Source organism: Neobacillus sp. DHD-1R (genome assembly GCF_057747995.1).
Window position 1 is genome coordinate 202,156 of record NZ_CM173232.1, and the last position, 22,409, is coordinate 224,564.

Below are 22,409 nucleotides of genomic sequence, written 5' to 3' on the forward strand. Positions count from 1 at the left end.
ATTTAAGGAGGAAAAAGAAATGACAGGTTCAATTGGTATTTTAGCAGCAGCGATCGCAATTGGTTTATCAGCTATTGGTGCAGGTATTGGTAACGGTCTTATCGTAGGACGTACTGTAGAGGGTGTTGCTCGTCAGCCTGAACTACGTGGTACGCTTCAAACAACAATGTTTATCGGGGTTGCGTTAGTTGAAGCATTACCGATTATCGGTGTAGTTATCGCGTTCATGGTATTAAACCGATAAAATTAGAAAAATTCTAGATGGCGGAGATCAACAAATCCTCGCCATTCATTTATGTGTTTTTTCTATCGTTTAGCGACTCTTGAAAGGAGTGAGCCCAGGGTGTTAACAAGCAGTTTGGTTTTGGCAACTGCTGCTGAAGGCGGCAGCCATATAAATTTTGGAGATATCTTCTTCCAGTTAATAGTATTTATCATTTTGTTAGCATTGCTTAAAAAATTCGCGTGGGGTCCTTTAATGGGCATTATGAAACAACGTGAAGAGCATATTGTTAATGAAATCAATGCGGCAGAAAACAGTCGTTTAGAAGCGAAAAAAGTTTTAGAAGAACAAAGAAGTCTTTTAAAAGAAGCGCGCAGCGATGCTCAAAATTTGATTGAAAACGCGAAGAAACAAGGCGATATTCAGCGTGATGAAATTATCACGGTTGCCCGGACTGAAGCGGAACGTATCAAAGAAGCGGCGAAGCTGGAAATTGAACAGCAAAAAGAAAAGGCAGTTACAGCGATTCGCGAACAAGTTGCGTCTTTATCTGTATTAATTGCTTCTAAAGTCATTGAAAAAGAATTAAGTGCAAATGATCAAGAAGAGCTTATTAATCAATATATTAAAGAGGCAGGAGAAGAGCGATGAGCAACTCCATGGTAGCAAAACGCTACGCGGCAGCTCTTTTTCAAATTGCTACGGAACAGCAGATTCTAAGTCAAGTAGAAGAGGACCTTCGTGTAGTTAAGGAAGTCTTACAATACGATGCCGAAATGAAAGCTGTTTTAAAATCTTCGAAACTGACGATTGATAAGAAAAAAGAGATTTTGACAAATGCTTTTGCATCGATCAATGTCTATATTCTTAATACGTTATTAATATTGATTGACCGCCACCGCGAGGACGAAATCATTGAAGTGGTAAGTCAATTTATTGAGCTTGCAAATGAAGCAAGTGGTGTGGCGGAAGCTGAAGTCTACAGCGTTCGTGCGCTTACAGACGCTGAGCGCGAGGCCTTATCGACTACGTTTGCTGCGAAAATTGGCAAAAAGTCATTAAAGATCGAAAACATTGTCGATTCCAACTTACTTGGCGGTATCCGCCTCCGAATTGGCAACCGTATCTATGATGGATCATTAAAAGGTAAATTAGACCGGTTAGAACGTAAATTGATGTTAAGCTAAGATTGAAAGAATAGGGGTGAAACTCATGAGCATCAAAGCTGAAGAAATCAGTGCCCTGATTAAAAAGCAAATTGAAAATTATCAGGCAGAAATTCAAGTGACCGATGTCGGTACAGTTATCACAGTCGGTGACGGTATCGCTCGTGTTCATGGCCTCGACAATGTCATGGCCGGAGAACTTGTTGAATTTGCAAACGGCGTTATGGGTATGGCACAAAACCTTGAAGAAAATAACGTTGGTATTATCATCCTTGGACCATATACAGAAATCCGTGAAGGCGATGAAGTACGCCGCACAGGCCGCATCATGGAGGTTCCTGTTGGGGAAGCCATGATCGGACGTGTTGTAAACTCGCTTGGACAACCTGTTGATGGAATGGGTCCAATTAACACAACAAAAACACGCCCAGTTGAAGCCGTTGCTCCTGGCGTTATGGCTCGTAAATCTGTTCATGAACCATTACAAACAGGTATTAAGGCGATTGACGCCCTTGTGCCAATCGGCCGCGGCCAGCGTGAGTTAATTATCGGTGACCGTCAAACAGGTAAAACATCTGTTGCCATCGATACCATCTTAAACCAAAAAGGCCAAAACATGATTTGTATCTATGTCGCGATTGGTCAAAAAGAGTCAACTGTACGTGGTGCGGTTGAAACCCTTCGTAAATATGGCGCATTAGATTACTCAATCGTTGTAACTGCTTCGGCATCACAGCCAGCTCCGCTTCTTTACTTAGCTCCATATGCTGGTGTTGCGATGGCAGAAGAATTCATGTATGAAGGCAAGCACGTCTTAATCGTATATGATGATTTATCTAAACAAGCGGCTGCATACCGTGAGCTTTCCTTGCTGCTTCGCCGTCCTCCAGGTCGTGAAGCTTATCCAGGGGATGTTTTCTACTTGCACTCCCGTTTGCTTGAGCGTGCATGTAAAGTTAATGATACTCTTGGTGCTGGTTCGATTACAGCTTTACCATTTATTGAAACACAAGCGGGTGACGTTTCTGCTTATATCCCAACAAACGTTATTTCCATCACAGATGGACAAATTTTCTTACAATCAGACCTATTCTTCTCCGGTGTTCGTCCGGCGATCAACGCAGGTCTTTCCGTATCCCGTGTAGGTGGTTCGGCGCAAATCAAGGCAATGAAGAGTGTTGCTGGTACATTACGTCTTGACCTTGCGTCATACCGTGAGTTAGAGGCATTCTCGCAATTCGGTTCTGACCTTGATAAGGCCACCCAAGCAAAACTTGCCCGCGGTGCCCGTACGGTTGAAGTATTGAAACAGGATCTTCACAAACCGATCCCTGTTGAAAAACAAGTAGCAATCCTATATGCGTTAACACGCGGTTTCCTTGATGATATTCCATTGGAGGATATCCGTCGTTTTGAATCTGAATTCTATAATTGGTTAGACCATAACCGCAAAGAATTGTTAGACCATATTACAAAAACGAAGGTTCTTCCTTCTGATGACGATATGGCTTCTGCAATCAACGACTTCAAAAAGACGTTTGCAGTTTCCGAATAATAGGGTCTGACATGTAACAAGGTTTTGCGTTGCGGCCGTCGTATACTGCCGTACGCCGAGCTGGACATTCTTTGAAAAAGGGTGGTGAGAACCTATGGCTTCATTACGCGAAATAAAAACGCGTATTAATTCAACAAAAAAGACAAGTCAAATCACAAAAGCAATGGAAATGACTTCTGCTGCTAAATGGAATCGTGCTGTCGTCAATGCCAAATCATTTGTTCCTTATATGGAAAAAATCCAGGAGGTAACGACATCGATTGCCCTTGGCTCAGGTGGTGTGAACCATCCAATGCTAAAACAACGACCTGTTAAAAAAACCGGTTATATTGTGATGACAAGTGATAGCGGTCTAGCTGGTGCGTTTAACAGCAACGTGATTCGTAAAGTTCATCAAACAATTCAAAGCCGACATAAATCGAATGAGGAATTCGCTATTATTGCGATCGGAAGAATCGCCCGTGACTATTTTGTCAAGCGCGGTATAAATGTTGCTCTTGAGATTATTGGGATTCCTGCACAGCCAAACTTTGCCGATATTCAAGATGTGACCCGTAGCACGGTGGGCATGTTTGCTGATGGAACATTCGATGAATTACATGTCTTTTATAACCATTATGTAAGTGCCATTTCTCAGGAAGTGACGGAAAAGAAATTGCTTCCATTAACGGATTTAACCACTTCTCACAAGCTCATCTCTTATGAATTTGAGCCATCTGCAGAAGAAATTTTGGAAGTTCTCCTGCCGCAATATGCCGAAAGCTTAATTTACGGTGCCCTGCTCGACAGCAAGGCGAGTGAACATGCTGCCCGGATGACAGCAATGAGAAATGCCACTGATAATGCGAAAGAATTAATCAATCACTATACATTAGTCTTCAACCGTGCCCGTCAAGCGGCGATCACACAAGAAATCACCGAAATCGTTGGCGGTGCGGCGGCGTTAGAATAAGAAAAGCGGAAGCGACCGCTTAGTGGCGTATGGACTGGAGCGCTTTGACTGAGATAAAGGAAACACGAAGAGCGAAGCGATTCGATGTTGACTTATCGTAGGGAAAAGAGCGAAGTACACTAGCCACTGGTCGCTGGAGCTGGACAATAATCTTTTTGAAAATGAACCCTATTTTGGAGCTCTGACTAGATGTTGAGAATAGGAATGGGTGAGACGCCCTCGACTTTGTGCCACAACGTTAAATTATAGAGAGTACGAACAAGGTTCATTTTTAAGAAGGAAGTTTGAGAGTAAGTCAGGAGGGAAAACGATGAACAAAGGACGCGTTCTTCAGATTATGGGTCCGGTAGTTGACGTTAAGTTTGAACACGGTCAATTGCCTGAGCTTAATAATGCTTTGAGAATTGTAACCAAAGCGCGTAATGAATCAGATGTGGATATCAACTTAACCCTTGAAGTAGCCCTTCATTTAGGTGATGATACAGTTCGGACGATTGCGATGTCGACTACGGACGGGTTAACTCGTGGTTTAGAAGTAGAAGATACTGGTAAGCCGATTTCTGTTCCAGTTGGAGATGTAACACTTGGTCGTGTATTTAACGTTTTAGGTGAAGCAATTGACCTTAAAGAGGATATCCCAGCAAGTGCACGCCGTGATTCGATTCACCGTGAAGCACCAACCTTTGAAGAGCTTTCAACTGAAGTTGAAATTCTTGAAACGGGTATTAAAGTCGTTGACTTGCTTGCCCCATATATTAAAGGTGGTAAGATCGGTTTATTCGGTGGTGCCGGTGTAGGTAAAACCGTATTAATCCAGGAATTAATCAATAACATTGCTCAAGAGCATAGCGGTATTTCTGTTTTCGCCGGTGTTGGTGAACGTACACGTGAAGGAAATGACCTTTACCACGAAATGACAGATTCCGGCGTTATTAAGCAAACAGCGATGGTTTTCGGACAAATGAACGAGCCGCCAGGTGCACGTATGCGCGTTGCCTTGACTGGTTTGACAATGGCTGAATATTTCCGTGATGAGCAAGGACAAGACGTGTTATTGTTCATTGATAATATTTTCCGTTTCACGCAAGCAGGTTCTGAGGTTTCTGCCCTATTAGGCCGTATGCCTTCTGCGGTAGGTTACCAGCCAACACTTGCTACGGAAATGGGTAGATTAGAAGAACGGATTACGTCTACTAATAAAGGTTCTGTAACATCAATCCAAGCGATTTACGTACCAGCCGATGACTATACAGACCCGGCTCCGGCTACTACTTTCGCTCACTTAGATGCTACAACAAACCTTGAGCGTAAGCTTTCTGAGATGGGTATCTACCCTGCGGTGGATCCACTTGCTTCGACTTCTCGTGCCTTGTCACCAGATATCGTTGGTGAAGAGCATTATAACGTAGCACGTCTAGTACAATCCACATTACAAAAATATCGTGAATTACAGGATATCATTGCGATCCTCGGTATGGATGAACTTTCTGATGAGGATAAGTTAGTCGTACACCGTGCACGTCGTGTCCAAAACTTCTTATCGCAAAACTTCCACGTGGCTGAGCAGTTCACTGGCCAGCCAGGTTCTTATGTACCTGTTAAAGAAACGGTTAAAGGATTCAAAGATATCCTTGATGGTAAGTATGATCACCTTCCAGAAGATGCGTTCCGTCTTGTCGGCCGCATTGAAGATGTGGTTGAGAGTGCAAAACGCATGGGTGTAGAGGTCTAAAGAGAGCCAGGAGGGTAAAAAATGAAGACGATTAAAGTCAGTGTTGTTACTCCCGATGGCCCGGTGTATGATTCAGATGTGGAAATGGTAAGTACCAAGGCTAAGAGTGGTGAGTTAGGTATTTTACCTGGCCATATTCCCTTGGTAGCTCCGCTTGAAATTGGTGCAGTTCGTCTGAAAAAGGGTGGAAATACGGAATTTATCGCGGTGAGCGGTGGATTTTTAGAGGTTCGCCCTGATCAAGTGACGGTTCTTGCCCAATCGGCTGAGTCAGCATCTGAAATTGATGTGGAACGTGCCCTAAAAGCGAAGGAACGTGCCGAACAGCGGATAAAAGACCAGCAACTCGAACATATTGATTTCAGACGTGCTGAACTTGCGCTGCGTCGTGCCATCAATCGCCTCGCCGTATCGGAAAAAAGATTGCATTAATGAGAAATGCGCAAGCGCCCTGGTCAGCGTCGTATGGCCTGGAGCTGGACAATTCTCAAAGCCAAAACTTATAAATTCTTATATAAAAAAACCCTTCCAGGCTGCTGGAGGGGTTTTTTGTGTTATTTGGGATGGTGGCATTGGTAAGAAGGTGGAGTTTTTTGTTTGGTTGATAAATCGTGAAAATCGGTTGAAATCTGTTTGAAACCGGTTGATATCTCACGAAAAGTGGTTGATCTTTTTTAATATCGGTTGGATATCTTTGAAAAAGTGGTTGATAAGTCTATTTTGATAGGAAGAATCGTCTGTTCGTTTTTATGAAAATGGTCATAGCTAGCTAGATTTAAGAAAAATTTACTTGTTTCAGCCTAACTCCTAGTAGGAAAGGGCTGGTTTTTATATTAATATGCATGTTCACGGCTGTGAAGCATATGCTGTAAGGGAAAAAGCTAGGATGGGCTCATTGGTTGGGTTAGTTTAATGATGTAGTTTATAAGTTTTTGGTCATTCAAATAGTGGTGGGAGATAATTTTAAAAAAATAGCTAATAACTGGATATTAAGTGAACATTAAATGACAATTCTCACTGACATCGTCTAAATTTTGCGGTTAAAATAAGGTTGTTGTCGAATGTCCAACTAGGTTATTTTTAAAATTCTTCGCCAGCTCATCAACTATCACGAAGGCATGCAAAATTTAACAATGTAAGGTCATTTGAAAGTGAACTCTAACATGTCATAACTGGTAAATTTCGAGGCGCTAGAATTCCAATTTTTATGGAATTGGCTTGTCGACACACGTTTGTAACAATGTTATAATGAATTCGGTTACAAGTTTCATTAGTATGAAAATTTACAACATTGGAGGGGATAGACATGGAACTTTTAAATGTATATCAGAATAATTATCTGATAGTTTTTGCGTTCCTATGTCTTGGGGTGCTGCTGCCTGTGGTAGCGTTATATTTGGGAAAACTTCTGCGTCCGCATATGCCTAGTGATGCGAAGAATACCACATATGAAAGCGGTATTGAGCCATTTCACGATTCACGTGTACAGTTCAATGTCCGCTATTATATTTTTGCCCTGATGTTTGTTATTTTTGATGTAGAAACAGTGTTTTTGTATCCTTGGGCGGTGGCCTATGATAAGCTCGGGATTTTTGCACTGATTGAAATGTTAATTTTTGTGATTATGCTTCTAATTGGCCTAGTGTATGCTTGGAAAAAGAAGGTGCTACGATGGATTTAAACCTAGATGCTATTTCACCAAAAGAAATGGAAGAATTGCAAAGAAATGTATTTATGACTACGCTGGAGCAAATTAAAGCTTGGGCTCGAAGCAGTTCGATCTACCCAATGACATTTGGTCTGGCTTGTTGTGCGATTGAAATGATGGGCGTTGGCGGGGCAAATTATGACTTGGACCGCTTTGGGTCGTTTTTCCGGACGTCCCCACGGCAATCGGATTGTATGATTGTGTCTGGAACGGTGACGAAGAAGATGGCACCGATTTTACGCCGTTTATATGATCAAATGCCTGAGCCAAAATGGGTCATTGCGATGGGTTCTTGTGCAACTGCAGGCGGGCCGTACGTTAAATCGTATTCCGTTGTTAAAGGAGTCGATCAAATTGTTCCTGTTGATGTATACATACCAGGATGCCCTCCAAACCCAGCCGCTTTAATTTATGGTATCAATAAGTTAAAGGAAAAAATTCGCTATGAAGCGAAGACTGGGAAGAAGGTGATCTAACCGATGAGCGGGGAGAAAGATCTCGATCAAATAAAGAAAGAAGCAGCAGAAAAGGCGAAGGCAGCTGCTCTTGCTAAGCGGAAGGCGAAAGAAGCCGGCGCGGCCGAAGCAACACCATCGTCACCAGTGTCGGCACAAGAAAAAGCCGATTCTTCAGGATCCGGTGATGCGGATGACCTAGCGAAGAAAAAAGCCGCTGCCGTGGCGAAAGCAAAGGCGGCCGCAGCAGCGAAACGCAAGGCGATGGAGCTAGCGGGAGCACCAGAAGAGTCAGCCGAGCCAGCACCGTCAGAGGAAGCGGACGCGGATGACCTAGCGAAGAAAAAAGCCGCAGCTGTAGCGAAAGCAAAGGCGGCCGCAGCGGCAAAACGCAAGGCCATGGAGCTAGCGGGAGGCGAAGCACCAGCGGCTGAAATCACCGAGAGTGAACCTGCCGGAGATGATGCCAAGGCAAAGGCAGCGGCCGTGGCGAAAGCAAAGGCGGCCGCGGCAGCAAAGGCCAAAGCAGCAGCCGCCGCAAAGGCAAAGGCAGCCGGAGCAGGAACAGATCCCGATGGGGCAGCGGGCGGCGATGATGAAAAAGCCAAGGCGATCGCAGCCGCAAAAGCGAAGGCGAAAGCCGCGGCAGCAGCGAAAGCCAAAGCAGCAGCGGGCGGAAAAACGGACGACAATGCAGCCGTTAAAGAGGAAGCAAAGCCATCCGTCAATCAGCCAACCTTAGATAAATATGTAAAAGTCATTGCAGAAAATTTAGGTGCTGATGTTTTAGAAGATTCTTATATTAATAAACTATCTAAGGATGTTCCAACACTAGTGGCGAAGCGTGATACATATTTTAAAGTGGCTCAATTTTTAAAATACAATGAGCTGTTAGGTTTTGATTATTTATCAGAGCTTCATGGAACAGATTTCGAAACACATATGGAAATTTATGTTCACTTATTCTCATACAAAAAACGTCAATCTGTGGCGTTAAAAGTAAAGATTGACCGTAATGACCCAACAATCGAATCCGTGCAGCCGCTTTGGGCAGGTGCAGAGTGGCCTGAATGTGAAGCATATGATTTACTAGGAATTAAGTTTACAGGGCATCCGGACTTACGCCGTATCTTGCTTGGCGAAGATTGGGTGGGCTATCCACTGCGAAAAGATTATGAGCCGTACGATGTGGAGGTGTAGACAATGATCAGAACAGAAGAAATGCTACTAAATGTCGGTCCTCAGCATCCAAGTACGCACGGAGTTTTCCGCCTCGTCGTGAAAATTGATGGGGAAATCATTACCGAAGCAAAGCCTGTTATCGGATATTTACACCGAGGGACAGAAAAATTAGCTGAGAACCTGCAATATACGCAAATTATTCCTTATACAGATAGAATGGATTATCTATCTTCCATGACAAATAACTATGTCATCTGTCATGCTGTCGAAACGATGATGGGAATTGAGGTTCCTGAACGAGCCGATTTTCTCCGCGTCATTGCGATGGAATTAAACCGGATTGCCAGCCATTTGGTGGCATGGGGGACATACATCCTTGACCTTGGGGCGACCAGTCCATTTATCTATGCCTTCCGTGATCGTGAAATGATTATCAATATGCTGAACGAACTGTCAGGTGCGCGCTTGACCTTCAACTATATGCGGGTTGGCGGGGTGAAGTGGGATGCTCCTGAAGGCTGGATTGAAAAAGTGAAAGAGTTTGTCCCTTACATGCGCGAACAGGTCAAGGGCTATCATGAGCTTGTCACTGGAAATGAGATCTTTATAGACCGGGTAAAAGGGATCGGCAAGTATTCGAAAGAGGATGCCATCAATTACTCATTGAGCGGGCCTAATCTTCGCAGCACCGGTGTGAAGTGGGATCTGCGCAAAGATGAGCCGTACTCGATTTATAACCGTTTTGACTTTGATGTCCCAACATCGGAGGACGGCGATTGCTTGGCCCGCTACAACCTAAGACTGGAAGAGATTGGAGAATCGCTTAAAATTCTTGAGCAGGCAGCGGAACAATTCCCGTCTGAAGGCTCCATTCTTGCTAAAGTGCCGAAAATTATTAAGGCACCGAAGGGGGAGGCCTTTGTACGAATTGAGTCACCTCGTGGAGAGATTGGCTGCTATATTGCGAGCGATGGAAAAAAAGAACCGTATCGCTTAAAGTTTAGAAGACCGTCCTTCTATAATCTGCAAATTCTCCCAAAACTATTAAAGGGTGAAAATATTGCCAACATGATTGCTATTTTAGGGGCAGTTGATATTGTCCTTGGGGAGGTTGACGGCTAATGATAGAAGAATTGCTGCAGTCGAGTCCTGGTTGGGCTAACTTTGGGATTTTCTTTTTACTCGGTGCTGTCTTGCTTTTAATCGTATTAGGCTTCGTTACCTACGGAATTTTAGCAGAGCGGAAAGTCTTGGGCTACATGCAGCTGCGCCACGGTCCAAATCAGGTGGGCGGCAAATGGGGACTCTTGCAAACGGTCGCTGACGTCCTTAAGCTTTTACTAAAAGAGGACATTATTCCGAAGGCAGTCGACAAGCCATTATTTATCATTGCACCGGTCATTGCGTTCGCCCCATCCTTTATGGTGCTGGCAACCATGCCGTTCACGGACAAATTCCAATTTGCCGATATCGGTGTAGGATTACTATACTATATTGCTGTTTCAGGGTTAACAACCTTCGGCATGCTGCTTGGCGGCTGGGCATCAAACAATAAGTACGCCCTTTTAGGAGGCATGCGTGCTTCAGCCCAGATGATTTCCTACGAAATTCCACTGGTCATGTCGGTCCTGGGGATCATCCTGTTAACAGGAAGCTTAAATTTAAATGATATCGTGGAACAACAGGAGCATGGCTGGTTCATTTTGTTACAGCCAATCGCGTTTATCGTCTTTTTCATTGCATCCATTGCCGAATTAAATCGGACACCATTTGACCTTCCAGAGTCAGAAAATGAACTCGTTGCGGGTTATCATGTTGAATATTCGGGATTCCGCTGGGCCTTCTTTATGCTCGCAGAATATGTGTATTTGTTTGCAATGTCCGCTCTAATAACGGTCATATTCCTAGGCGGCTGGTTAGCACCATTTGGTTTCCTCAGCTTTATTCCTGGAGCCGTATGGTTTGCACTTAAATTCAGTTTGGTTGTCTTTGTGTATATCTGGCTGCGTGCGACGCTCCCGCGTTTCCGTGCCGACAAACTGATGGAATTTGGCTGGAAAGTCTTGCTGCCAATCGCACTAGCCAACATATTCCTAACCGCTTTAATCAAATCATTATTCTTTTAATGCATAAAGCATATGGTGCCTGACACCAAAAACGGGCTATTCACTGTGATAGTGGGAAAAATGGTGCCTAACACCGTAAACAATCTTTAAAATGTAAAAGGGGTGAAAAACGTGCTTGGAGTATTTAAAGGCTTGAAATATACCCTAAAACAATTATCGCGCGAGAAGGTTACGTATGATTATCCTAACGAGCCGCTGCCACTTCCTGACCGCTTCCGCGGGATTCAGAAGTTTTATCCGGAGAAGTGTATTGTTTGTAATCAGTGTGCGCAGATTTGCCCGACGGATTGTATTCAATTAACGGGTAAGAAGCATCCGGATCCAGCGAAAAAAGGAAAGATTATCGACACATATGATATTAACTTCGAGATTTGTATCCTTTGCGATCTCTGTACAGAGGTTTGTCCAACGGAGGCCATCATCATGACCAACAACTTTGAGCTCGCTGAATACAGCCGTGATATGTTATTTAAAAACCTAGAATGGCTTGATGAAAACGATGAAAACATACGGCAGGTGAATAAAGCATGACATTTTCAGGTGAATTTCTCGCTTTTATGGGCCTCGCACTCGTGGCGATTATCGGCGGCGTACTGTTATTGAACCTTACGAAAGTCGTGCATATGGTCGTAGCTCTGATTTTCACATTTGTAGCGATAGCAGGCATTTATGTGGTGCTTTCAGCAGAATTTGTGGCCGCTGTCCAAGTTTTAATTTATTCAGGGGCGATTACGATTATCATGCTGTTTGGCATCATGTTAACGAAGCATGATGATGAAAGTGAACCGAAAACAGGCAGATGGAGAAAGGTGCTCTTGTTTTTAGGAATTGTTGGCTTTGGCATTGCCGTTTACTTGGGCATCTACAACTTCGGTATTGAACAAGTGCCAACCAACTTGCATGAAAACAATACGTTCCAAATTGGGGAAGCCCTTTACTCAAAATATATCATTCCATTTGAGTTAACCTCTGTTTTACTTTTAGTAGCGTTAGTGGGTTCAATCGTCTTAGCAAAAAATGAAAAGAAAAAGGAGGCGGATGAGGAATGAGTTCAGTTCCCGCTTCAGCCTTCCTGGCACTTGCACTGATATTATTCTGTATCGGTTTATACGGTGCGTTGACAAAGAAAAATACCGTCATTGTGTTAATTTCGCTTGAATTAATGCTGAATGCCGTCAATATTAATCTAGTTACCTTTAGTAAATACGGCGTGGCTCCATCGATTACTGGTCAAATCTTTGCTCTGTTTTCGATCAGTGTCGCAGCAGCAGAAGCCGCGGTTGGTCTAGCGATTCTCATCGCACTTTACCGCAACAAGAAAACCGTCAACATTGAAGAAATGGATACAATGAAAAACTAGAGTAATCGACAAAATTCGGGTGGCGGCAGACTCTACATGTCCCTCCCGAGCAAATCGACAAAATTCGGGTGGTTTCAAGCATCACAGGCACCATCCGAAAAGGGGATAGTGATAATGATGGAAAATGCATGGCTTATACCGCTTTTCCCGCTATTATCGTTTTTGATCCTTCTTCTATTCGGTAAGCGACTGAAGGAGGCGAGTGCGTATGTGGGGATTCTCTTCACATTAGCATCGCTGATCTATTCGATTTTGGTGTTATTCGAGCGCTTTTCAGAGCCAACCTACGTCACGAAATTGAACTGGCTCACGATAGGAGATCTGCATCTAACAGCGGGCTTTGAAGTCAATCAATTAAATGCATTAATGCTGTTTATCGTATCGCTCGTAAGTTTCTTAGTACATACATACTCGAAAGGGTACATGAATGGAGACGAGCGGTTTCCAGTATTCTATGCCTATTTAGGATTATTTACCTTTGCAATGCTAGGGCTTGTCATCTCGACTAACCTCTTGCAAACTTATATTTTTTGGGAGCTTGTTGGTGTAGGTTCCTTCTTATTAATTGGATTCTATTTTTACAAGGAAGAGGCAAAAGCTGCCGCCAAAAAGGCATTCATCATGACTCGTATCGGGGATGTTGGCCTGTTTATCGGCATGATTCTTCTTTTCTGGCAAACGAAAACCTTTGAATATAGTGAAATCTTCCATGCTGTCGAAGCTGGTGCCATTTCACAATCCATGATTACCTTAATTGCCATCTTAATTTTTATCGGGGCTGTCGGAAAATCAGGTCAATTTCCGCTCCACACCTGGCTTCCAGATGCGATGGAGGGGCCGACGCCTGTGTCAGCGCTCATTCACGCAGCGACAATGGTGGCAGCTGGGGTTTATTTAGTGGCAGCACTATTCCCATTGTTCTTAGCGAGTAAAACAGCATTGCTCACGATTGCTGTGATCGGTGCGTTTACCGCCATCTTTGCGGCCAGTATTGGTCTTGTGCAAACCGATATCAAACGAGTACTCGCCTACTCAACCGTCAGCCAACTCGGCTACATGATGCTGGCACTGGGTTCTGCCGGCTATGTGGCAGGTGTGTTCCACCTCATGACACATGCCTTCTTTAAAGCACTGCTCTTCTTAGCAGCAGGATCTGTCATTCATGCGGTTCACACGCAGAACATCGAGGAAATGGGCGGGCTATGGAAAAAATTAAAGCTGACCGGGCCGTTGTTTTTAATCGGAACCTTGGCAATCAGCGGCGTGCCGCTATTATCCGGTTTCTTCAGTAAAGATGAAATTTTAGCAGCAGCATGGGAAGGCGGACATCCGATTCTCTTCTTGCTTGCCCTTGCGGCCGCCTTCATGACCGCATTCTATATGTTCCGCTTGTTCTTCATGGTGTTTACGGGAGAAGCACGCGGCGATCAGAAACATGTTCACGAATCACCAGCTAATATGACAGGACCAATGATTGTCCTTGGCGTCCTTGCGGTCATAGCCGGTTATGTGAACACACCATGGTTCGGGACGTTCCTTGGCGATTGGCTCGTAGACGGCAATGAGTATCTTGCCCACAACGGTCATGTCGAAGGGCCAGTCTGGATCATGATTGCAGCAACGGTCGTTTCCTTAGCAGGAATCTATCTTGCCTACTTGATGTACTACAAACGTTCAATTGCCCGTAATTGGTTAAGCGGGACAGGTGATACCCTGCATACGATTTTATTGAACAAATATTACGTCGATGAGTTTTATCAAATGACCGTCGTAGCCTTCACAAAAGGATTAAGCTACTTCTTACGGTTCATTGATGTCTTCCTCGTCGAAGGACTTGTTAAAGGCGTGACCGGGATTGTCCAAGGACTCGGCAGGGCCGGATCCAAGCTGCAATCCGGTCAGGTTCAGACCTATGGTGCAGTGGCCTTCATCGGACTTGCATTACTCGCCGTCATCTTTGCGTTTACAGGGGGGTACTTACGATGAATTTATCAGCTGTTCTTTCAATCCTAGTATTCTCCCCTTTACTAGGGATCATCGTTTTGGCACTCATGCCAAAACAAGCAGCAAAAGTGATTAAAGTGGTCGGCATTTTAGCAACCCTGCCAGCTTTATTTTTGGCGCTAGCGGCCTACCTTCATTTCTTAGTTGGTAAAAATTTAGCTGATTTCAATGTGGCAACAGATTGGATTCAATTCCGCGGCATGAATGCAGAAGAACCGATCTTCTCCGTTTATTATGAGCTGGGCCTCAGCGGCTTTCAGCTGTTGCTCGTGGCATTGACGTCGATCGTCGCAACCTTATCAGCGATTGCTGCGGCTAAATTTATCAAAAAGGAATGGAAAGGCTACTTTATGCTCTTCCTTCTATTAGAAATAGGCATGCTCGGCGTGTTTACGGCTGAAAACTTAGTGCTCTTCTTCATCTTTTTTGAAGTGACCCTGATTCCAACCTTCTTCTTAATCGGAAAATGGGGTTATTTTGAAAAAGAAAAGGCAGCCTACAGCTTCTTAATCTACAACGGTTTAGGTTCAGCCGTGCTGCTGATTGTCATTATGATTATGTTTGCAAAAACAGGCACAACCAACATTGCGCTGTTAACGCAAATCATGGCCGACCCAAGTGCACCGCTGTCCAGTGACTTGAAGCTTGGTTTGTTCATTGCCTTACTGATTGCCTTCGGCGTCAAATTGCCGATCTTCCCATTGCACAGCTGGATGTTAAAGGTGCACGTTCAAGCACCGCCATCGGTTGTGATGATTCACTCTGGGATTCTATTAAAAATAGGTGCGTACGGTTTAATCCGTTTCGGAATGGGGATTTTTCCCGAGCAATTTAGGACTCTTGCGACGCTCATTGCCATCCTTGGAGTCATAAATCTTCTCTACGGGGCGTTCCTAGCGTTCATTCAAACAGACTTTAAAATGGTTTTGGCTTATTCATCTATTTCCCACATGGGAATCGTACTAATTGGACTTGCGGCCATGAACACGGCTGGGGTGCAGGGGGCGATTTTTCAAGTGGTGTCGCACGGCTTGATTTCTGCACTGTTGTTCTTCCTAGTCGGTATCTTGTACGAGCGTACCGATACATCGCTGATCGAAAACCTTGGCGGAATGGCGAAGGGGATGCCGATTGCCGCAGGCTTCTTGCTTGCCGCAGGTATGGCGTCACTCGGTTTACCAGGTATGTCCGGTTTCGTCAGCGAATTTATGGCCTTCCTCGGCTTATTCGAAGAATTACCGTGGATTGCTGCGATTGGAACGATCGGGATTATCATGACGGCCGCGTACATCTTGCGGGCAGTCCTGGGCATTACCTACGGCAAGTCGCACCGTGAATTTGCCGGCGTTTTGGATCTTAGAGGTGCGGAATTTATTCCCGTCATCGTACTTATGGTATTAATCGTGTTAATTGGTGTTTATCCAAGTGTTCTAAGCTCTCCACTGCAAACTACACTTGAAACCATCATGCTAGGGTTAGGAGGGTGATGAAGGATGGACTTAGAGACATTGAAATCATTTAACTGGAGTGTAATGACACCGGAATTCATCATCCTGGGTGTTACGGCAGCTCTTACTTTGTTAGATTTATTTTTGCCGAAAAAACAAGATCGACGCATCCTTGGCTGGATCAGCATTCTCGGCATACTTGCCGCGACTATATCGGTCGCCAGCCTGCTGAACACACCGGCTACGTCGATTTTGGATGATAGTTTTACATTGGATACGTTTGGCAAAGCCTTTAAAATCATTCTCTTGGCAGGTTCGGCCCTCGTCATGTTTTTAGCCGTCAGCTATGAGGCAAAGGATGGCTTGGAAGACTATCGCGGCGAGTTTTATTACTTGTTCTTAACCGCCTTGCTCGGTGCCATGGTGATGACATCAAGCGGCGATTTAATTACATTATTTATCGGGTTGGAATTGTTAACTGTTTCTTCCTATATTTTAGCCGGCATCCGCAAGCACAACCTGCAGTCAAACGAAGCCGCTATGAAATACGTCATCAATGGCGGTATTTCCACGGCGATCACGTTGTTTGGGATGAGCTATGTGTACGGCTTAACAGGAACAACCAATCTTTTCTCGATCGCACAAACCCTGTCCGCCGTAACGGATGGGCAGCAGGCCTATTTGCTTGGCCTATCGTTCTTAATCCTTTTTGTTGGCTTATCGTTTAAACTGGCCGCGGCTCCATTCCATATGTGGGCACCGGACGTGTATCAAGGATCACCAACACCAGTGACAGCCTTCTTGAGTGTCATTTCGAAAACAGCCGGCTTCGTCATCGTCATCCGCATTGTTGTTTCAGTCTTTTACAATGCCGCGCCGATAGGTGCCAACGGTGAAGGCATCCTGTTTAAAATGCAAGATTATCTTGCCTTCATTGCCGCTGTAACGATGATCGTCGGAAACGTCGTGGCCTTGAAGCAATCGGATATTAAACGAATGTTCGCCTATTCGAGTATCGCCCATGCCGGTTATATCCTTGTGGCTTTAACGACGATGAGCTCGAACATGCTGTATTCCATCTGGTTCTACCTGCTTGCCTACATGCTGATGAACCTTGGCGCGTTTGCGATTATCCAAGTCGTCACCGAGCAGTCCGGTTCAACCAAGATTGCTGACTTTGCGGGTCTATACCGCCGCTCGCCAGTGCTGGCCGTCCTTATGGGAATTCTACTTGTTTCATTGGCAGGCTTCCCGGGTACAGCCGGCTTCATCGGCAAATTGAACATCTTTATCGGCGCCTTTTACGGCACACCGCACTATGTACTGGCGGCCATCATGATTGCCACCACCGTCGTGTCGTATTTCTACTATTTCGGCGTCATGACGCAAATGTTCTTCCGCCCGGCCAGCGACGAACGCAAATTGAATCTACCATTTGGCATCGTCGTTGTCCTGCTAGTCGCCGTCGTCGGCTCTGTCTTGTTTGGCATAGCGCCAAACATCGCGCTCGACTTCTTGAACAATCTTCAATAAAGAAAAGCGGAAGCGCCCTGGTCAGCGGCGTATAGCCTGGAGCGCTCCAACTGAGATAAAGGAAACACGAAGAGCCGGAGGAGATTCGATGTTGACTTATCGTAGGGCGGAGAGCGAAGGACACTAGCCGCTAGGGCACTGGAGCTGGACAATTCTCGAAGCCAAAACTTAAAAATGCTTATATTAAAATAAAGACCGGCCGCTTTGGGGAAAGCGGCCGGTTCTGAGCAACAAACGGGAGAAATGCACAAGGAGTCAAATTAAAGGGGTAAACATACAAAAAGAAGAGGCTGGGGGAAGCCTCTTCTTTTTCATTCCTTTATTTCAACGATTAAAAAAATCGACATGATAGGATTGGGTAATTCGTATTTTCGGGAATGAGAGTTATTTCGTTTTTTCTTTTAATTCGCCGATTTCTTCCTGCACTTTACCCTTTACTTTATCGAATTTTCCCTCTGCTCTAGTCTCAGGATCATCCGTTGCTTTACCCAATTGATCTTTTGCTTCACCTTTTACTTGATTATAGCCGCCTTTGATTTCATCTTTATTCATGGTTCATTCCTCCTCGAAATGTTTTAGGTTCTATTTGTTTAGTACCCGATTATTACGAAATATAAACCTATTGATTATCTACGGCATCTTTCTTTTCTCCATCACTGACGCCATTATCTTGATCGACACCATCACCGACGCCATCCTTTTTTAATTCACTTTCTACATTATCTTTAATATCGGATAAATTCTCTTTCGTTTTTTCAACAGAGTCATTGGCTTCTTTCTTTGTATCATTATCTACGGCATCTTTTTGCTCGCCATCACTAACCCCATTATCTTGGTCAACCCCATCGCCGCACCCCGCCAAACCGCCAAAGGTAAGTAACGCAGCCAAGCTTCCTGTTAACAATGCTTTCTTATTCATGTGTTCTCCTCCTTTGTGTTGATCGAACTAGTGATTATATTCCCATAGAAAATCAAAGTGAAACTTTTTTTCAATAAACGTAAGACAGGTGCTTCATGTTTAAAAACAGCCTCACAGGGTATTACAACAATCGAACTAATTTAGAGCTAAGAAAAGGAGAGATGTTAAATGAGTCTAAGAAATATGATGGCTGGTTGGTACATATACACTGACCAAATTCCACACCTACTATTAGCACTTCTCGTCTTATTAGTAGGCTGGCTGATTGCCAAGTGGATTGGGAAGGCCGTAGAAGCAGCATTAAAGAAAACCAGTCTCGATGAGAAGTTGTTTTCCCATGGTGGAAAACGAAGTAAATACTCATCTGAACACATTATTGGAAAAATAGTTTACTATACATTACTAGTCGTCGTGTGGATTATCTTTTTCAATATGTTGAACCTGAGCTTGATTGCCCGTCCACTCGTCGTCATGATGTCGACATTAACGGCGGCAATTCCGCATCTATTAAAAGCGGCTTTGATTCTATTATTTGCATATGTAGTTGCTTTTGTCCTTCGTCTCCTCTTTAAAAAGGGAGCATCAATGTTCCATTTGGAATCTCGACTCGTCCAATGGAAAATGGCTGATAGTCAGCTAGAAGCACTAAACAAGGTGGACAAGATTGCCCAAGCCATCTTTTATTTTGTTCTCCTCTTATTTATCCCAGGGGTATTGGGTGCATTACAGCTAGAAGGCATTTCTGAACCATTCTCACATGTTCTTTCGACTATGCTTGCCTTTATTCCTAAGTTATTTGCCGCCGCACTGATTGTGTTCATCGGCTGGTTAATTGCCAAGCTTGTTCGCGATGTTTTAACCAATCTATTAAAAAGTCTCGGTGCCGATAACCTAGGCCAGCGGTTTGGCTTGGTGAAAAATATTGAGGAAACGAGTATATCTAGTATCATTGGAAATATCGTGTTTATCTTTATCCTCATTCCAACGGTCATTACAGCCCTAGAAAAATTAGATCTAAAAGGGATTTCCGAACCAGCCATTGGCATGCTGCATCAAGTGCTATCATTGATCCCTAATATCGCGGTTGCGATTATCCTGATGTTAGTAGGGATCTGGCTTGGAAAATGGGTGGAAAAGGTGGTCACCCAAATGCTGTGGCGTTTACGATTTGATAATATCTTCCACCAGATGGGCATTGGTAATGTAACACCGGAAAAATCAAAATATACGCTGTCACAATTAGTTGGCTTGCTTGCTAAAGTAATTGTCGTCTTATTATTTACGGTCGAAGCGTTACAAATTGTTCATTTAGACTTCTTAGTTACCTTAGCAACAGGAGTCATTGCCTATTTACCAATGTTGTTAGCAGCAATTTTAATATTAGGTATAGGGCTATATTTAGGCCACTTCATTGAGCGGATTTTACAAAATATCATCAAACATAATTACGCTCGCACCCTTGCGGCGATTGCCAAATATGCCATCTTTACGATTACCGTGTTTATGGCCTTGGATCAACTGGGTGTGGCCCACTCCATTGTCAATGCAGCCTTTATCCTCGTCTTAGGCGGATTGGCGCTGGCGTTTGGTCTAGCCTTCGGACTCGGAGGAACAGAGTTTGCCGCTAAATATTTAGGTAAACTAGACAATAAAATAGACGAGGAAAATAATCGTCTATAGGTTTAAACCATGACAGAGGATGTCTCAAAAGGGTCTGACCCCGCGTATTACCCTCAATATAGTCGCCCTTTAGGAAAGTACCAGCGAGATATTGAGGCAGTGGGGTCTAAGCCGTTGGTTTGAGACATCCTCTTTGTTATTTTTAAGGGAGGTGTTGCGGCCCATGCTGGCGGTCAACATATTAGTCATTGCCCTATTAATTGTCCTAACAGGATTCTTTGTGGCAATTGAATTTGCCATCGTGAAGGTAAGGACATCCCGGATTGAACAATTGATTATCGAAGGAAAAAAGAACGCGGTCTCAGCTAAAAAGGTAGTGACCCACCTTGATGAATATCTATCGGCCTGTCAACTTGGCATCACGGTGACGGCGTTAGGACTTGGCTGGCTGGGAGAACCGACGGTGGAGAAGCTGTTCCATCCATTACTTGCGGCACTGCATTTGAATGAAACGGTGACGCACCTGTTATCGTTTGTGCTGGCATTTGTCATCGTGACCTTTATTCATGTTGTTGCCGGGGAATTAGCTCCAAAAACCTTTGCCATCCAAAAGGCAGAACAAATTACCTTGATTTTTTCGAAACCAATTATCTGGTTTTATAAAATCATGTTTCCGTTTATTTGGGCATTAAATCATTCGGCGCGCCTGCTCGTCGGGATGTTTGGCCTAAAGCCGGCGTCCGAGCATGAATTAGCGCATTCTGAAGAAGAGCTGCGGATTCTCCTGGCTGAAAGCTTGAAAAGCGGGGAAATTAACCAAACGGAATGGAAATATGTTGACAATATCTTTGAGTTTGACGAACGAGTTGCCAAAGAAATTATGGTGCCCCGCACGGAGATGAGCTGCATATCGCTTGACGATACGCGTCAAGAGGTGATCCATACTCTGAAGACGCAAAAATATACCCGCTATCCCGTCATGGATGGGGATAAGGATCATATTCTCGGTGTAATGAACGTGAAAATGGTATTAACGGCTAAAATGCTAAATAAAAGATCAGGTGAAGAATGGGACATCACTTCCTACATCCAGCCGGTGATTCAGGTAATTGAAACGATCCCGATTCATGATTTATTAATAAAAATGCAAACCGAACGGACCCATATGGCGATTCTCATTGATGAATACGGCGGTACCTCCGGTTTAGTGACGGTCGAAGATATTATTGAGGAAATCGTCGGGGAGGTCCGAGATGAATTTGATGGGGATGAGGTGGCAGACATCCGCACCCTGGCAGCCAACCATTATATCATCGCGGCCAAAGTCTTAATTCCCGATGTGAATGCAATACTTGGGACCAATCTGTCAGCCGAAGACGTCGATACCATTGGCGGCTGGTTTCTCACCCAGCAGGCCGATACCCAAGTGGGGGCATGGGTGGAGGCAGAGGGATACAGATTCCAAGTCCAGCAAGCTGATGGCTACCACATTATGTATTTAGAAGTAGAAAAAAGTAACCAAGGCCTCTTTTAGGAGGCTTTTTTGGTGCGGAGTTTAGCCGGAAACCACAAAAAAGCCGTAGCAGCGCTGCTACAGCATTTCGTTTGGAAGTGTTTCAAGGTCCTCCCGCTTCTTCTTCATAATGGTAATGTCATCGTTAAAGGTCTGCAAAATGACCGTTTTCGCACCATATAACAAGATGTGATCTCCTTCATGAATGACAGTGTCATAAAGATTTTTGCGAATCTTGATTTCGCCGCGCTGGATGAACAAGACCACGAATTCTAACTCATCATAGTTGTTTATCGCTTGTTGAACCGTTCGATTGACGAGAGTGGAATCTTGATAGACATGAAGATTGAGCAGGGCATCATCTTTATTTTTCAAAAATACGTCCCGCATGGGCAGGTCAGCAATCTCGATATGTTGTTTCATTTCGTGATTAAAAAACTTATATAACAATCGCTGAAAGCCCTTAATCTTAAAAATGAAAAAAATGATGATGACTACCCCGGCGCTATAAAAAATCTCCTTTGTCCTGAGCCCCTCGGATAGGAATTGACTAATGGAGGAAATAATCACCGCAAGGGAAAAGGCGCCAAACAGAATAAGAAAGGTAGCCAGTTTCCGGCGAATCGGATGACCCAAAATGAGCTCGGATTCCCCCGTAGTAAAGCCAGTACCCGTCATCAACGAGATGACCTGAAATCTGGAAATCTCCGTTTTAAGCCCCGTCAAGCGGAATAAAACAACGAAAATTTCAATGACCGCCACAATGATAATAAAATAGATAAATAAAAAAAGTAGATTCATAAGTCACCCCTTAAAAAGAGCGGAAGCACGCTGGAGTTGGACAATTCTCGAAGCCCAAATTTATACTTTTTTTCAATCAACAAAATAGTTGGGGCACTAAGCCCCAACCACT

Annotated in this window: 23 protein-coding genes; 20 read left to right on the forward strand and 3 right to left on the reverse strand. The window is 44.2% G+C overall.

The window, feature by feature from the left end; all coding sequences use genetic code 11:
* The first annotated feature begins 19 nt into the window (after window positions 1-19).
* The 18 genes from atpE (at window position 20) to nuoN (ending at window position 17,444) form a co-directional block, all read left to right on the forward strand.
* Window positions 20-244 carry a F0F1 ATP synthase subunit C gene (atpE, locus tag AC3ANL_RS00955; protein WP_098527772.1) on the forward strand — a complete coding sequence of 75 codons (225 nt, stop codon included), beginning with the start codon at window positions 20-22 and terminating at the stop codon, window positions 242-244.
* Between the two features lie 99 nt (window positions 245-343).
* A complete protein-coding gene (atpF, locus tag AC3ANL_RS00960; RefSeq protein ID WP_488327426.1) occupies window positions 344-874 on the forward strand; it encodes a F0F1 ATP synthase subunit B in 531 nt (176 codons plus the stop codon).
* Window positions 871-1,410: a F0F1 ATP synthase subunit delta gene (locus AC3ANL_RS00965; protein WP_488327427.1), complete on the forward strand. Its 540-nt coding sequence runs from the start codon at window positions 871-873 to the stop codon at window positions 1,408-1,410. The genes atpF and AC3ANL_RS00965 overlap by 4 nt, the downstream gene beginning before the upstream one ends.
* 25 nt (window positions 1,411-1,435) lie before the next feature.
* Complete coding sequence (gene atpA / locus AC3ANL_RS00970) at window positions 1,436-2,944, forward strand: F0F1 ATP synthase subunit alpha (RefSeq protein ID WP_488327428.1); 1,509 nt, start codon at window positions 1,436-1,438, stop codon at window positions 2,942-2,944.
* A 94-nt stretch (window positions 2,945-3,038) separates the two neighbouring features.
* Window positions 3,039-3,896 (forward strand): ATP synthase F1 subunit gamma, encoded by an 858-nt coding sequence (gene atpG / locus AC3ANL_RS00975; protein WP_488327429.1) that lies wholly within the window; start codon window positions 3,039-3,041, stop codon window positions 3,894-3,896.
* A gap of 310 nt (window positions 3,897-4,206) precedes the next feature.
* Window positions 4,207-5,628: a F0F1 ATP synthase subunit beta gene (gene atpD / locus AC3ANL_RS00980; RefSeq protein WP_488327430.1), complete on the forward strand. Its 1,422-nt coding sequence runs from the start codon at window positions 4,207-4,209 to the stop codon at window positions 5,626-5,628.
* Between the two features lie 21 nt (window positions 5,629-5,649).
* On the forward strand, window positions 5,650-6,060 hold the full coding sequence (locus AC3ANL_RS00985) for a F0F1 ATP synthase subunit epsilon (protein WP_488327431.1): 411 nt from the start codon (window positions 5,650-5,652) through the stop codon (window positions 6,058-6,060).
* An 874-nt stretch (window positions 6,061-6,934) separates the two neighbouring features.
* Window positions 6,935-7,309: an NADH-quinone oxidoreductase subunit A gene (locus tag AC3ANL_RS00990; RefSeq protein ID WP_488327432.1), complete on the forward strand. Its 375-nt coding sequence runs from the start codon at window positions 6,935-6,937 to the stop codon at window positions 7,307-7,309.
* The gene (locus AC3ANL_RS00995; RefSeq protein WP_488327433.1) at window positions 7,300-7,812 is read left to right on the forward strand and encodes a NuoB/complex I 20 kDa subunit family protein; all 513 of its coding nucleotides are present in this window, start codon (window positions 7,300-7,302) and stop codon (window positions 7,810-7,812) included. The genes AC3ANL_RS00990 and AC3ANL_RS00995 overlap by 10 nt, the downstream gene beginning before the upstream one ends.
* Window positions 7,813-7,815: 3 nt before the next feature.
* Window positions 7,816-8,991, forward strand: coding sequence for an NADH-quinone oxidoreductase subunit C (locus tag AC3ANL_RS01000; RefSeq protein ID WP_488327434.1), 1,176 nt, complete (start codon window positions 7,816-7,818; stop codon window positions 8,989-8,991).
* Window positions 8,992-8,994: 3 nt separating this feature from the next.
* Window positions 8,995-10,095: an NADH-quinone oxidoreductase subunit D gene (locus AC3ANL_RS01005; protein WP_488327435.1), complete on the forward strand. Its 1,101-nt coding sequence runs from the start codon at window positions 8,995-8,997 to the stop codon at window positions 10,093-10,095.
* Window positions 10,095-11,099 (forward strand): NADH-quinone oxidoreductase subunit NuoH, encoded by a 1,005-nt coding sequence (gene nuoH / locus AC3ANL_RS01010; RefSeq protein ID WP_488327436.1) that lies wholly within the window; start codon window positions 10,095-10,097, stop codon window positions 11,097-11,099. The genes AC3ANL_RS01005 and nuoH overlap by 1 nt, the downstream gene beginning before the upstream one ends.
* A gap of 111 nt (window positions 11,100-11,210) precedes the next feature.
* The gene (gene nuoI, locus AC3ANL_RS01015) at window positions 11,211-11,630 is read left to right on the forward strand and encodes an NADH-quinone oxidoreductase subunit NuoI (protein ID WP_488327437.1); all 420 of its coding nucleotides are present in this window, start codon (window positions 11,211-11,213) and stop codon (window positions 11,628-11,630) included.
* On the forward strand, window positions 11,627-12,148 hold the full coding sequence (locus AC3ANL_RS01020; RefSeq protein WP_488327438.1) for an NADH-quinone oxidoreductase subunit J: 522 nt from the start codon (window positions 11,627-11,629) through the stop codon (window positions 12,146-12,148). Before nuoI ends, AC3ANL_RS01020 begins: the two co-directional genes overlap by 4 nt.
* The gene (nuoK, locus tag AC3ANL_RS01025) at window positions 12,145-12,459 is read left to right on the forward strand and encodes an NADH-quinone oxidoreductase subunit NuoK (RefSeq protein ID WP_488327439.1); all 315 of its coding nucleotides are present in this window, start codon (window positions 12,145-12,147) and stop codon (window positions 12,457-12,459) included. The genes AC3ANL_RS01020 and nuoK overlap by 4 nt, the downstream gene beginning before the upstream one ends.
* Before the next feature lie 114 nt (window positions 12,460-12,573).
* Entirely contained in the window at window positions 12,574-14,445 is a 1,872-nt protein-coding gene (gene nuoL, locus AC3ANL_RS01030; protein WP_488327440.1) for an NADH-quinone oxidoreductase subunit L, read from the forward strand.
* Window positions 14,442-15,950, forward strand: coding sequence for an NADH-quinone oxidoreductase subunit M (locus AC3ANL_RS01035; protein ID WP_488327441.1), 1,509 nt, complete (start codon window positions 14,442-14,444; stop codon window positions 15,948-15,950). The genes nuoL and AC3ANL_RS01035 overlap by 4 nt, the downstream gene beginning before the upstream one ends.
* A gap of 6 nt (window positions 15,951-15,956) precedes the next feature.
* Window positions 15,957-17,444 carry an NADH-quinone oxidoreductase subunit NuoN gene (nuoN, locus tag AC3ANL_RS01040; protein WP_488327442.1) on the forward strand — a complete coding sequence of 496 codons (1,488 nt, stop codon included), beginning with the start codon at window positions 15,957-15,959 and terminating at the stop codon, window positions 17,442-17,444.
* 384 nt (window positions 17,445-17,828) lie between these two features.
* Here nuoN and AC3ANL_RS01045 read toward each other — a convergent pair whose 3' ends face one another.
* Both AC3ANL_RS01045 and AC3ANL_RS01050 read right to left on the reverse strand, forming a co-directional pair.
* The gene (locus tag AC3ANL_RS01045) at window positions 17,829-17,996 is read right to left on the reverse strand and encodes a CsbD family protein (RefSeq protein WP_488327443.1); all 168 of its coding nucleotides are present in this window, start codon (window positions 17,994-17,996) and stop codon (window positions 17,829-17,831) included.
* 67 nt (window positions 17,997-18,063) lie between these two features.
* Window positions 18,064-18,363: a hypothetical protein gene (locus AC3ANL_RS01050; protein ID WP_488327444.1), complete on the reverse strand. Its 300-nt coding sequence runs from the start codon at window positions 18,361-18,363 to the stop codon at window positions 18,064-18,066.
* 168 nt (window positions 18,364-18,531) lie between these two features.
* On the opposite strand from AC3ANL_RS01050, the gene AC3ANL_RS01055 reads away from it, so the two are divergent.
* Together AC3ANL_RS01055 and AC3ANL_RS01060 are read left to right on the forward strand one after the other, a co-directional pair.
* Window positions 18,532-20,043, forward strand: coding sequence for a mechanosensitive ion channel (locus tag AC3ANL_RS01055; protein ID WP_488327445.1), 1,512 nt, complete (start codon window positions 18,532-18,534; stop codon window positions 20,041-20,043).
* A 163-nt stretch (window positions 20,044-20,206) separates the two neighbouring features.
* A complete protein-coding gene (locus AC3ANL_RS01060; protein ID WP_488327446.1) occupies window positions 20,207-21,517 on the forward strand; it encodes a hemolysin family protein in 1,311 nt (436 codons plus the stop codon).
* A 57-nt stretch (window positions 21,518-21,574) separates the two neighbouring features.
* On the opposite strand, the gene AC3ANL_RS01065 is transcribed toward AC3ANL_RS01060, so the two are convergent.
* A complete protein-coding gene (locus tag AC3ANL_RS01065; RefSeq protein WP_488327447.1) occupies window positions 21,575-22,297 on the reverse strand; it encodes a TrkA C-terminal domain-containing protein in 723 nt (240 codons plus the stop codon).
* Between the last annotated feature and the right edge of the window lie 112 nt (window positions 22,298-22,409).